Here is a 12,631-nt window from a genome sequence, read left to right on the forward strand (position 1 = left end):
CTCACTACCAAATCAACGATTCTTTACGTTAGATCAACATTTCCTTCATATATAAAACCATCCCATTACAAACATTTTTAATGTTTCAAATTATTTTTAGTCATAGGGGTAAAAAGAGATTCCAATCACACATTTATTGGTTATAATCCGCGCTCATTACGTTATACGTTGAAAAACGCAAACTTATTTTGAGCAAACCCTATCTTTAAACCGACCCCTCTTTGCTATCCGCCAAGAGGTATTACTGAGAACAAAAATGAGCAAGATTGATAAAGCTATGCGCATCCTGCTAGCAGGATTCTGTATCAACCTTTGTCTTGGCATCCTGTATGCTTGGAGTGTATTCAACAAAGCACTAGTGACTGAGTCAGGCTGGAGCGCAGCAGAAGCATCTGCACCTTACGCGACTGCAACTATTACTTTCTCTATCTGTCTTCTTGTTGCAGGTATTCTTCAAGACCGTATGGGTCCACGTTTGATCCTTATCCTAGGTACTGTTCTAACAGGTCTAGGCATGATCGCGTCTGGTTTTGTTAACTCACCACTAATGCTGAACATCACTTTCGGTGTGATCACTGGTGCAGGTATCGGTTTTGGTTACGCGTGTCTTTCTCCTTCAGCAATGAAGTGGTTCCACGCATCTAAGAAAGGTATGGTTAACGGGATCATCGCAGCAGGTTTCGGTCTAGCAGCTATCTACCTAGCTCCTGTGACTTCTGCGCTGATCGACAGCATGGGCATCCAAACGAGCTTCCTAGTTCTTGGTGTTGGTATCCTTGCTATCGCTGTTCCTCTAGCAGCAACAATCAACAACCCACCAGCGGATTACACGCCAGCTGAACCTAAAGTAAAAGAAGGTCAAGCACCTAAGGTTGTGAAGAAGTCTGACGACCTAACTTGGAAAGCAATGCTTAAAACGCCACAGTTCTATTCTCTATGGATCATGTACGCGTTCGCAGCTTCTGTTGGTCTTATGATCATCGGTAACATCACAACTATCGCAAGCGTTCAAGCGAACCTACCAAACGCGGTTTACCTAGCGTCTATCCTTGCGGTATTTAACTCAGGCGGTCGTGTAGCAGCTGGTATGCTTGCAGACAAGATCGGTGGCGTACGTACTCTTCTTCTAGCGTTCGTTCTACAGGGCATCAACATGGTTCTGTTTGCAACGTTCAAAACTGAGTTCACGCTGATCATCGGCACAGCAATTGCAGCAGTTGGTTACGGTACGCTTCTAGCTGTATTCCCTACTCTAACGGCTGAATTCTACGGTCTGAAGAACTACGGTACTAACTACGGCGTGCTATACACAGCATGGGGTATCGGTGGTGCAATCGGTGCTGCTGTTGTTGGTTTCTCAATGACTAACGGTGACGGTTACACGCTTGCTTACACTATCTCAGCGGCAATGATGGCGGTATGTATCGTACTAGCGTTCATCACTAAACCACTGACTGAAGCGAAAGTAGCGCAACTGAAAAACGCTTAATCGCCAGTTCAGTTCTATTTATCTAATAGATCTGCAGAAATTGATTCGAAAAAGGCTTAACCTATGGGTTAAGCCTTTTTTATTATTAGTTGGTTATGGAAAACACCGTCGAACTCGCGCCAGATTACTATCTCGATAACTTCTTTAAGCTCACACAGCACGCTACCGAGTGGTACAGCGACTTACTTAGCCCAGATGAACACCAATGGCTATCCGCGTTTGAGAGCTTGAACAAACCCGCACAGTGTCTTCTTGTTCGCCTATACAGCCGTAAAGGTTGCTGGTTTCGCAGCGACAAACTCAACTATCAAGAAATCGAGAATATCCAGTCTGCTTTGGATGAACTGGCAGCTCATGACTTTGTCTCGCTCTCCCCTGACCTAACAACGCAAGAGTTAGCAGCAAATCTACTGACTAAGCCAGAGATTGTCATGCTCTATCCTGAGCATCCCAAATCCCTCAAGAAAGAGGCATTAGTGGCATGCCTGAGTGAAGAGCGTTTCGAGCTATTTGAGGCTCTGGATTTCACAGTGATTAAGCTTAACTCCGCACACATGATTGATGTTTTGTTGACGCTGTTTTTTGCTAATACCCATCAAGACCTTAGCCAGTTCGTGCTCGACGATTTAGGCTTGCACCAATTCGAACAATACCAGTTAAGTAAAACGCGTCGATTCTTTGAGAGCAGAGAGCAAATCGATCGTCTTATTGAACTCAGCCAGCTCTCCAACCTTTATTGGCAATGCGACAGAAAACAAAAAGAGAACCTCGATATTCTTATCGAAGCGATGCCAGAACGGGTTGAACATCGCTACGTCGACCGTAAACGCGAGCACATGATTAACGACATTGCCCGTGATTACGAGCGCATAAACGAGCTTGAAATTGCAATCGCACTGTTTGAGACGACCACTCTCGCCCCAAGCCGAGAGCGTCGTGCTCGCATATACGACAAGCTAGAACAAAACGATTTATTTGGTGACATTGTCACGGCCATGCTCGCTGACCCTATCGATGTCTCTGAGTTTGAGGTGGCACAGAAGCTCGAACAACGTGTTAAACGTAAACAAGGCTTGAATGTCCCGAGAGCCACCAAGCCCAAGTGCAGCGAATACCACATCGAATTGGATCTGTCCCAACAACGTGTGGAGCTGGCAACCAAAGCGCATTTCGAAAGTTTAGGTTGGAGCGTTTTCTATTCCGAGAATACCCTACTCAACAGCTTGTTAGGATTGACCTTGTGGGATGCGATTTTTGCACCGATAGAAGGTGCATTCATTAACGCTTATCAACATCGACCATTGGATTTGTATCACGCCGATTTTGTCGATAAAAGAAAGCAGCTTATCGACAATGCGCTTGAGCAAGTTCAACAAGGGAAGACGCAGGCGCTGATTGATACATACAGAGATAAAGTTGGGGTAAGTAATCCCTTCGTCAGTTGGGCGTATGTGAACGAAGAGCTGATTTCCCTAGCACTTGAACACATCCCTAATGACCTGTTGGTCGAACTGTTTAACGTGCAGTTAAGCGACCTAAAACTCTATCGAAACGGCATGCCGGATTTGATTGCATTTAAAGGTGGGAAGTTTGAATGGATTGAAGTGAAAGGTCCGGGCGATAAACTCCAAGATAACCAATGGCGTTGGATCAAGGAGTTCAATCGCCTCAATGTACCGTTCTCAGTTTGTTATGTAACAGCACAAGCTTAGGGAAAGAGCTAAAAGAGCTTTAGCGGTTTACTTTGGCGTTCTTCTGCCCTTTCTTCTCTTTCAATTGATCAATCACGTAGCTTGGTGCGACTTTCTCTAGTTCGCCCAAGCACTCATCGGTTTTCGGGTTGTCGTAACGAACATAAATGTCGCAAACCGCATAAAGCTGTTCCGGCGCACCAGAAATCAAATACGCTTGCTCAAAAGACTTCACCGATTTGTCTAGGTTGTATTCTTCTTGCAGTACGCCATTGAGATACCAGTAGTAGCTGTTATCTTTCGCCATTTTGGCCGCTTTTTCGATTTCTGTGGCTGCATTCTTCTTCTCATCCAGACGCACTAATGTCAGCGCTTTCGAGTAATGCAAAGACGCATTATCAGGATGAAGTTTGATCGCAGAATCCAACGTCTTCACTGCATCAGCATCGCGTTGCTGCGCTCGGTAGTTATCCGCCAAGCTTAACCAGATTTGTGGATTCTCCGGCTGATTGGTCACTAAAGCTTGATAGATTTTATCCGCTTTATCCCATTCATGGTGCCAACGATAGACATCCGCTAACAGCAGTTTAGAGCCGTCGTCTTTCTTGTGCTCTAAGTAGCTGATCAGTTCAGCAACCGGGGCTTCAAGCGTTTGTTGTTGCTCGCTGCTCACGTTAGAAAAATCACGCACTAAGTTAGTCGCAGCTGTAATACGAACCATCGCCTCTGGATCACTCAACAGTGGCTCAATCATGCGCCAGCGATGTTCAATCGTGTAAGGTTCTGCTCCGACAATCGCAGCTTCACGAACCGCAGGGTCTTGATCTTGAAGACTGCGTGCAACCGCCACCAGCGCGTTTTGACTTGGGTATTTAGCCAGCTCATGCAACGCTTCAATACGCTTTTCTACTGGCTGTTTCACGTCTTGAGCTTGATAAGACCACTTCGCAACCACTTGCTGTGGCGACATCTGTGCCGAGTTTGCTTTTTGAGAGCTTGTCACGCTGGCAGAAGAGACTTGGTCTGGTGCGAGCAAGGTTTCATCCTGCGCTGCAACAGATTGGCTTGCGGTGACACCTAAAGCGACAGCTAATAACGTTTTTGAGAATGTCATATCAATCCCCTTAAAATTTGGTTTCGAATACAGGACGCTTCGCCGCTTGTTGGCGTAGCACTGCATCACTGTATTTGCCATGTGCCACAGGGTTACCCGTAGCGCGAAGAATGTATGCCATTGCCTTATCAGCATGAGAGAAGAACTTTTTCCAGCCTGCACACAGGTAGTTCAACCCTGGTTCACCGTCTTTGGTGCGAATGAAACGGTTTTTCGGACACTCGCCGTAGCAAGCGAATTGGTAATCACACTGTTGGCACTGCTTGGTTAGCGAGCGAGTCTTGGCAAAGCCAAACTTTTGTTGCTCAGGACCATACGCCAACGTGTCTAATTTTTCGTGGTGGATGTTGCCAATCTTGTATTCTGGATAAACATAGTGGTCACAAGCGAAAACATCACCGTTTGGTTCCATTGCCAAGCCTTTGCCGCAAATCTCGCCCAGTGTACAAAGTGGGTTTTTGCGCCCCATCCAAGTCTCTACACTCGCTTCAAAGTACTGAACAAACACCTTGCCAATGTCGTGTTGAATCCACTCATCAAAAATCGCGATAAGGAAGTTACCCCACGCCTCGTCTGCCACACACCATGGCTCAACCACAGAGTCTTTGTGACCAGGAATCAGACGCTTGTCGCCTTGTTTCAGCTGCTCTTGCGGCTCCCATGTTTGAGGAGCTGTAGTACGGAACGTTTTTTGTTCCACGATGGGAATAAACTGCATTTGTGGAGAACACACTTCATCACGCAGGAATCGGTACACCTCAAGAGGATTACGGCTGGTTAGATTGTTTACACAAGTTAGTGTTGCGAACTTCACTTCGTGTTTGTGCAGCAGTTCAACAGCCTTCATCACTTGATTAAACGTGCCACGCCCTACACGGTTGGTTCGGTAAGCGTTGTGCATCATTTCTGGCCCGTCGATACTCAAACCGACCAAGAAGTTATTTGCTTTTAGAAATGCACACCAATCGTCGTTGAGCAACGTGCCATTGGTTTGTAAATCGTTAGAAATAACCACGCCTTCAGGCTTGTACTTAGATTGAAACTCAACAATCTTTTTAAAGTAATCCAAGCCCAACATCGTTGGTTCACCACCCTGCCAAGAGAAGATGATTTCCGGCGTGTTCTGTCCTTCAATGTACTGACGAATATAGGTTTCTAACGTCTCTTCAGCCATCACAGGCGTGCAGCCTTTTTTGTACTCAAGTAAGTCCTGTTTGCTGAGGTAATAGCAGTAAGTGCAATCAATGTTACAAGCTGCCCCAATAGGCTTTGCCATGACATGCAAACGCTTAGAGGCTTTACCGTTGAACTGAGGACCTTGAGTAATGTGCATACGTCACCTTTTTCGTTATGAAATGCAGCTGAGAACGCTCATAAGCCTGCCATTCTCACCTTGATGACCTAATCATAAATCCCATTATTACAAGAGGCTTGTTATACCGTTTATAACCTTTTTTCATAGCGTTTATTGCTAATATTTATCGTGACTTTTTTGGCGAGAAACTATTGATGAAATCATTTAAAAGCAAATCGTTAACCGCACTTTCCATTCTATCATTCAGCGTATTAATGAGTGGTTGTGCAACTCAATCACCGCACCCTATCGCGCTTAACATTGGTCAAGACATGGTGTTGGTTGAAGGCGGTTCATTTGTCATGGGATCGGACAGCGACTCCGCCAAGAAGGCAGAAACCCCAGCACGTGAAGTAAAGGTAGACGGCTTCTACATTTCCAAATTCGAGGTCACTCAAGAATTATTCGAATCTGTCATGGGTTCTTCAATGAGCTACTTCCAAGGTGCAAACATTCCCGTTAATAACTTGAGCTGGCAACAAGCAAATTACTTCATTGAGAAGTTGAACGAACTGACTGGTGAAAACTACCGCTTACCGACAGAAGCGGAATGGGAGTTTGCCGCAAAAGGTGGTAACAAGAGCCAAGGTTTCACTTACGCAGGCTCAAACAACATTGCTGATGTGGCGTGGTACGTCGATAACTCTAAAAACCAAGCTCACCCAGTTGGTCAAAAGCAACCCAATGAGCTTGGTCTGTATGACATGACAGGCAACGTTGGTGAGTTCGTTATTGATGCTTATGACGACACCTTCTACCGCTTTGGTCCAACCGAGAATCCGAACAACGCTAAAGACGAAAAAGCAGGCCTAGCACACAAGTCCGTACGAGGCGGCAGCTTTGCCTATGATTCTGATGAATCAGAGAATTTCCGTCGAGACTTCGCTAGCCAGTCTATAATTATGTCGGACATGGGACTTCGCCTTGCTAAAGATGCTGATTAAGCACGATTACGCATGAGAAGCGACGTTACTGCCCCTTTACGCATTCTTACCAATTAACGCGTCTCTTGGTTAGGGAAATGGTTAGGGAAAGAGGCTAGATCCACGTTGTTCTCATTTAACCTCAAATGTATACAAGCAATACATTCAAACTTAGGTAAATAATAATATGAAGAAACACATCTGTGCCCTTGCAGTCTTATCTGGTTTATCGTTCTCAGCGATGGCTTTAGATTGCGACCCAAGCTTGCTGCCTTCTTGGAAAGATGGAGCGAGTAAGACCGCCATCGTTAACTACGTTGACCAATCTTTGGATACAACAAAATCGACATTCATCCCTGAGCAAAACCGTATTGCCGTATTTGATAACGACGGTACGTTATGGTCAGAGAAGCCTTTCTACTTCCAGCTGGCCTATGCGCTAGACGAAGTGAAAATCATGGCAAAAGACCACCCAGAGTGGAAGACGCAAGAGCCGTTCAAATCAGTATTGAACGATGATATCGAAGGCGTCTTTAAGGGCGGTGAAAAAGCACTGCTTGAGATCGTTAAAGTCACTCACAGCGGCATGACGGTTGAAGAATACCAAGAGAAGGTCGCACAGTGGCTGAAAGCTGCAAAAGATCCACGTTTTGATAAGGCGTATACCGAGCTAACTTACAAACCAATGCGTGAAATGGTGACCTACCTGCAAGAGCACGGCTTTAAGACATACATAGTATCTGGTGGCGGCGTGGACTTCATGCGAGTTTGGGCACCAGAGGTCTACGGCATTCCTGAAGAACAAATCATTGGTAGCGCACTAAAATACAAGTACGACTATAACGACGGTAAACCAACCGTGACTAAGTTAGGTGAAATCCTAACGATTGATGACAAAGCCGGGAAAGTGGAGAACATTCAACACATCATTGGTAAGAAACCCGTTCTCGCAATTGGTAACTCAGACGGTGACCACGCGATGATGCAGTGGGCAACCAGTCAGCCAAACTCGATGGCGATGATCGTTCACCATACCGATGAAGAGCGTGAGTGGAAATACGACCGTAAATCCAGCGTCGGTCACTTAGATAAAGCGATGGATGAAGCCAATCAACGCGATAATTGGCACCTTATCGACATGAAAAACGAATGGTGCACCGTCTACTAACACCATGACGACGTCTTTAAAGCTCCCCTTCTTGGGGAGTTTTTTTATTCATTTTAAACCGTTAGTCTTTTCTTCACGATCACTTCACGACTCTTCATACACAATGCCTCCCATCAAAACGAAGAGGTAAAAATATAATGAAAAGAACAGTCCTGACGATTCTAGCAGCAAGCTCATTTTCGGTAGCAGCCGCACCTTATGTGGGTTTGGAGTATGGATTCGGCACCACCGACCACGATTTTGAAACATCTTTTGAAGCTGACGGTGTGAATCTCAACCCTGAACAGGAAGACGGTATTTTTGGTGGATTTGTTGGCTACTCGATCAACGACTCTTGGGCAGTAGAAATGGGTTACAGCCAATTTGAACTGGACGATAGTCGTTCAAAAAACTTAGGCATCGAGAACGTTGATGGTAAAGACTACCACCGTGAAATGGAATGGGATTCATCCATCAAGGCAAAACAAATCACTCTTGCTCCTGTGTTTAGCTACGCATTAAACGACAAATGGACCACCAAAGTAAAAGCGGGTCTGAGCTACACACAATACGAATCGAAAGCCGGTAAGTACGAAGAGCACGAACTGGTTTCAAATGACGATGTGGAAATGAGCAAAACACTTTTCCACAGCACAGAAAAGAATAACGAGTTGGGTGCCGTGTTCTCTGTTGGTGCGGAATACAAAATCTTCCCTCAATTGACCATCGGTGCAAACGCGAAGTACCAACTTGATAGCTACGCAAACACAGCATCAATCAACGTAGGTTCTACTTACTATTTCTAAATTAGGAAGCCATTAGCATGAAAAAACTGATTCTTGCGTCAATGCTCGTCCTACTTTCAGGCTCAGCATTGGCTGCCTTTACCGGTCCTGAAACCTCTGCAATCAATACCGTCAAAGAAGCACAAAAAGCGGCTGATGACAGCTATGTGTTGTTAACGGGTAACATTGTGCAAGCGTTGGGCAATGAGACTTACCTATTTAAAGACAACACGGGTGAAATCCAAGTGGAGATCGACAACGAAGACTGGATGGGGCAAGACGTGTCACCAAAAGATCAAGTTGCTATCCGTGGTGAAGTGGATTCAGAATGGACTAAAACTCAAATTGAAGTCGATACGATTCAGAAACTTTAAGCACTAGCGATTATCCCTTGTTCCAATTAAGCAAAAGCCACCGTCAGCGGTGGCTTTTCGTTTTTCTAGTGAACTCTCAAGCAAGGACAATGTGGCGGAAGCACCAAGCGAATGCTTTGTGGTTTGACATCAAATCGAATCTTATTAGAACGGTAAGGCTCACCGTCTAAGTTCAATGGTAGCGTTTTAGGAAAATCAATCTCTAACCAACTTGCCTGAGTATGCTTAACGAAGTGCCCTGTTTCGGTTGGGTTTTGAATTTCATCAATCACCTGAGGTAGCTCATGGGGCAAGAATGGATGCACCAAAGTAATGTCCATTAAACCATCATCAATAAGTGCGTTTGGCGCAAGCTCTTGTCCACCGCCAGCTAAACGACTATTACAAAATGCGCCAACGAGAATTTCGCCCTGATAACTGCCCTGTTCTATCGTCAACGAGCCATCATAGGGTTTAAAGCCTAGCGCTTTTACTAGTCCTGTTAATGTGTAAGCGCCACCACCTAAAAAGTTCTTCAGCTCTAAGGGCGTCTCAGCAGTAATTTCTGCGCCAAAACCTGCTGCTGCAATGTTCATAAAATAACGGTCGTTGGCTTGAACGCTATCTACCGCAACGGCCTCACCTTTAACGGCAAGTTCTATGGACTCCCGAATCGTGGTGGGGATTTTCGTCGCAGTAGCGAAATCATTCGCAGTCCCCATAGGGATGATGGCCAACTCAGGTCTAGCATTTGAGTCTACCTGGTTGAGTGCTGTGACGGCTTCATTGACGGTGCCATCACCACCCGCGACAACGATACGTTTAATGCCTTCATTGACCGCTTCTATAACTAAGCGTTCCATATCCGCAGATTCCCAAGTGACCCGAACTTGCAGATCCACACCTTGCTCTCGCATTCGCATGATCTCACTGCGAAGCTCCGGTGTTCCGGCTTTCTTACCGTTTAGAATGGCACGTATTGCTGTCATGGTCGTCCCCTACTTAATATTCGATCGTCTTACCTGCTTGTTTAAGCTGTGCCCTCAACCACTGATGCGCACTTTCATTGTTGCGACTAGAATGCCAAATCGCACATAAATCATGTATTTTGTCGGTAAAAGGAAGCGGTATCGCTTTGATGTTATAGGTTTTAGAAAAGTGGTTTATCGTTGATAGCGGTAACATCCCAATGTATTCCGTTCCATCAATGACTGGCAACATCTCCATCGCACCAGATGCACGATAAACGATATTACGTTTCGCCAGATCTTCGATATCCTCTTCGCTCATCAAGCTTTTTCGTGCATGCCAACGGGAAACCACAACGTGCTCTTCTGCTAAGAATTGCTCGACAGAACATGAGTCATTGATTCGCGGATGATCTGCACTGCACACTACCATCAAACGTTCGGAAAATACTGGCTCCATCTTAAGAACCGTCCGCCCACGTGGTGGCATATCGATGATCAAATCATATCGCTGTAAACGCAGATCGCTCTCGTAGTCTTCAGTAAACAAAGGGTGTACTTCTAAGCCTACGTTAGGCGCGTTTTTACGAATCTGACGCATAAGTTGCGGCATCAACTCATAACTGGCGACGGATACACAGGCTATCGAAAAAATGCGGTTAGAAACTTTAGGATCGAAGCTGCTCGAAGCGGAAAGTGTGGAGGTGAAGTTTTTTAACGCCGCTACCATCGCTGGGTAAATATCCATGGCGAAGCTGGTTGGCTCTACGCCGGAAGTACTTCGATGAAATAGCGGTTCGTCGTAGATATCGCGAAGGCGTGCAAGCGCTTTACTGACGGCTGGCTGACTAATATCAAGACGAGCAGCGGCCTTAGAAAGATTTTGCTCTTCGTAAATCGCGACAAAAATGGGGATAAGGTTTAAATCGGTACTTTTCATTTTGTACACACACAACAGGACATGGTCTTATTTTAGCTAACAGTCTGATCTTTAACGACTCAGAAAATCGGATTTGAGCGCCCATGCATGTTTTAAGTAGTTTTAACCGTGTATTGACGAAGAAAATTCTGAAAATCACGATGAATTTTCCCAAGATATCGCCTCATTTCATATTGGTGGATATTTTAAAGGTAAGACTGATATTGCCGTTAATGGATACCTTTTGCCTATTCCATTCACCACTCAGTCCCTTCCTCTGGATGATCCTATTCGTCTCGATCTTAATCTTTTTGTTGACTTTTTCGCCTCAAATTATAACATGCATATAAAATACATGTTAAGAGGTGTGATTATGGAATTTAAGACTGTATCAGCGCTTGGTGGGATCGTAATGATTATTTCGTTGGCAATAATGAGCACAACAATATTGATCAGTTTTCCTTACGCGAATCACTTCTCGATCATTCAACAAGCCATCGCACACATCGGCACGATCGTCTTTGCAGGTATATTCAAGGTTGGATATGTCGCTTATATCGTTGGTCGCTACGAAAGAAAACTAGCTATCTGAGGAGTTCAGTATGAAGAAGGCATTTTTAATCTATTTCAGCATGGCGGCATCACTTGGCTTGATCGCACCTTTCATGGTGCTCTATCTCGCAACGCACAGCTAAGAAGAATTGGTCAATAATAAATTAGACGAGCTGATTCTAGGAGCGGCATGATATCCATGTCGCTCTTCGAGATTTCGAGGCTTTAGAGAAACCTAACCAACGTAAGATTATGACTTTCCTAAGTAAGGCGACAGGAACGCACTCGCCTCTTCACCGCACAAGCCAATTTCCACTTCTACGCCACCTTCTTTTAGGATATCAATACCACGACCAGCGTTACGCGGGTCAGGATCTAACATGGCAACCACCACTTTTTTGATGCCGCAAGTCACTAGGGTTTTTGCGCAAGCAGGTGTACGTCCAACAAACGAACACGGCTCTAGTGTTACGTACGCGGTCACGTCACTTAAATCGCCGTTGTAAGCCTTGAGAGCTTCAACTTCTGCATGATTGCCGCCAATCGCCTGTGTATGCCCCTCTGATACGATTTCACCGTCTTTGACCAGCACGCAACCAACTGGTGGGTTTGGTTGACAAGCAGGCAGCGCGTTGCGTGACACTTCCAACGCACGAAGCATAAATTGTTGGCTCATTTGGATCTGATACTCGTTATTCAAAGTTTGGGTGATGGATTCTAACGCCAGCATGCTTTCCTCGCTATATAAAAGTGTTTGCAAAGCTCTTACGTTTGGCCTCTCCAAACAAATCAATCCCTTTATGATTTTCACTAAAAATAAAACGGGGCGAACCGAAGTTGCCCCGTTGATTACCACTCTTCAGACCGCATTCCGAAAAAGTGACTAACGAATTCTCATCGTTAGTTCTACTGCACGAAGTTGCGCCAATGCTTTGTTCAACTCCATGTGTGCCTGTGCAAAGCTGATGTCGTCCACATGCGCGCGAATGTTTTCTTCCGCCGCTCTGCGAGCTTCTTCCGCCCTTGCTTTGTCGATGTCTTTACCGTGAAGCGCAGTATCGGCTAGCACAGTAACAACATCGGGCTGGACTTCGACCAAACCACCAGAGACATACAGAATCTCTTCAGGCTTAGACAAGTCACCGGTAATACGAGCAACACCCGGCTTGATTTTACTGATCAGCGGTGAGTGACCAGGACGAATACCTAACTCACCATCCGCGCCTGCTACCGCGATAGCGTGTGCCGGACCTGAGTAAAGTGTGCCCTCTGCACTTACCACATTCAGTTGAAACGTATTTTGTGAAACCGCTATGGCCATATTGCCTCCCGCGCT

The 12,631-nt window shown here is 45.5% G+C and carries 13 protein-coding genes; 7 read left to right on the top strand and 6 right to left on the bottom strand.

Annotation, left to right across the window (positions count from 1 at the left end; translation table 11 throughout):
• Window positions 1-256: 256 nt before the first annotated feature.
• Both KIO97_RS13390 and KIO97_RS13395 read left to right on the top strand, forming a co-directional pair.
• Entirely contained in the window at window positions 257-1,489 is a 1,233-nt protein-coding gene (locus KIO97_RS13390; protein WP_010452181.1) for an OFA family MFS transporter, read from the top strand.
• A 95-nt stretch (window positions 1,490-1,584) separates the two neighbouring features.
• Complete coding sequence (locus KIO97_RS13395; protein ID WP_285382923.1) at window positions 1,585-3,201, top strand: VRR-NUC domain-containing protein; 1,617 nt, start codon at window positions 1,585-1,587, stop codon at window positions 3,199-3,201.
• A gap of 19 nt (window positions 3,202-3,220) precedes the next feature.
• Here KIO97_RS13395 and KIO97_RS13400 read toward each other — a convergent pair whose 3' ends face one another.
• Both KIO97_RS13400 and KIO97_RS13405 read right to left on the bottom strand, forming a co-directional pair.
• The gene (locus tag KIO97_RS13400) at window positions 3,221-4,294 is read right to left on the bottom strand and encodes a tetratricopeptide repeat protein (protein ID WP_285382925.1); all 1,074 of its coding nucleotides are present in this window, start codon (window positions 4,292-4,294) and stop codon (window positions 3,221-3,223) included.
• 10 nt (window positions 4,295-4,304) lie between these two features.
• Window positions 4,305-5,627 (bottom strand): anaerobic sulfatase maturase, encoded by a 1,323-nt coding sequence (locus tag KIO97_RS13405; protein ID WP_285382927.1) that lies wholly within the window; start codon window positions 5,625-5,627, stop codon window positions 4,305-4,307.
• 176 nt (window positions 5,628-5,803) lie between these two features.
• On the opposite strand from KIO97_RS13405, the gene KIO97_RS13410 reads away from it, so the two are divergent.
• The 4 genes from KIO97_RS13410 (at window position 5,804) to KIO97_RS13425 (ending at window position 8,877) form a co-directional block, all read left to right on the top strand.
• Window positions 5,804-6,592, top strand: a complete 789-nt coding sequence (locus tag KIO97_RS13410; protein WP_285382929.1) for an SUMF1/EgtB/PvdO family nonheme iron enzyme — start codon at window positions 5,804-5,806, stop codon at window positions 6,590-6,592.
• Between the two features lie 166 nt (window positions 6,593-6,758).
• Window positions 6,759-7,739, top strand: a complete 981-nt coding sequence (locus tag KIO97_RS13415; protein WP_285382931.1) for an HAD family phosphatase — start codon at window positions 6,759-6,761, stop codon at window positions 7,737-7,739.
• A gap of 137 nt (window positions 7,740-7,876) precedes the next feature.
• Window positions 7,877-8,524, top strand: coding sequence for an AcfA family outer membrane beta-barrel protein (locus tag KIO97_RS13420; protein WP_285382933.1), 648 nt, complete (start codon window positions 7,877-7,879; stop codon window positions 8,522-8,524).
• Window positions 8,525-8,541: 17 nt separating this feature from the next.
• Entirely contained in the window at window positions 8,542-8,877 is a 336-nt protein-coding gene (locus KIO97_RS13425; protein WP_285382935.1) for a YgiW/YdeI family stress tolerance OB fold protein, read from the top strand.
• 65 nt (window positions 8,878-8,942) lie between these two features.
• Here the strand turns inward: KIO97_RS13425 and yegS are convergent, their stop codons facing one another.
• The gene (gene yegS, locus KIO97_RS13430) at window positions 8,943-9,845 is read right to left on the bottom strand and encodes a lipid kinase YegS (protein WP_285382936.1); all 903 of its coding nucleotides are present in this window, start codon (window positions 9,843-9,845) and stop codon (window positions 8,943-8,945) included.
• A 13-nt stretch (window positions 9,846-9,858) separates the two neighbouring features.
• On the bottom strand, window positions 9,859-10,764 hold the full coding sequence (locus KIO97_RS13435; protein WP_038892363.1) for a LysR family transcriptional regulator: 906 nt from the start codon (window positions 10,762-10,764) through the stop codon (window positions 9,859-9,861).
• A gap of 352 nt (window positions 10,765-11,116) precedes the next feature.
• Here KIO97_RS13435 and KIO97_RS13440 point away from each other — a divergent pair, with 352 nt between their 5' ends.
• Entirely contained in the window at window positions 11,117-11,335 is a 219-nt protein-coding gene (locus tag KIO97_RS13440; RefSeq protein WP_045384288.1) for a hypothetical protein, read from the top strand.
• A 210-nt stretch (window positions 11,336-11,545) separates the two neighbouring features.
• On the opposite strand, the gene KIO97_RS13445 is transcribed toward KIO97_RS13440, so the two are convergent.
• Complete coding sequence (locus KIO97_RS13445) at window positions 11,546-11,971, bottom strand: bifunctional diaminohydroxyphosphoribosylaminopyrimidine deaminase/5-amino-6-(5-phosphoribosylamino)uracil reductase RibD (RefSeq protein ID WP_285383164.1); 426 nt, start codon at window positions 11,969-11,971, stop codon at window positions 11,546-11,548.
• 207 nt (window positions 11,972-12,178) lie between these two features.
• On the bottom strand, window positions 12,179-12,616 hold the full coding sequence (locus KIO97_RS13450; protein WP_005431788.1) for a F0F1 ATP synthase subunit epsilon: 438 nt from the start codon (window positions 12,614-12,616) through the stop codon (window positions 12,179-12,181).
• Window positions 12,617-12,631 lie beyond the last annotated feature (15 nt).

Origin of the sequence: Vibrio sp. B181a (assembly GCF_030248375.1) — a bacterium.
Lineage (GTDB): Bacteria > Pseudomonadota > Gammaproteobacteria > Enterobacterales > Vibrionaceae > Vibrio > Vibrio campbellii.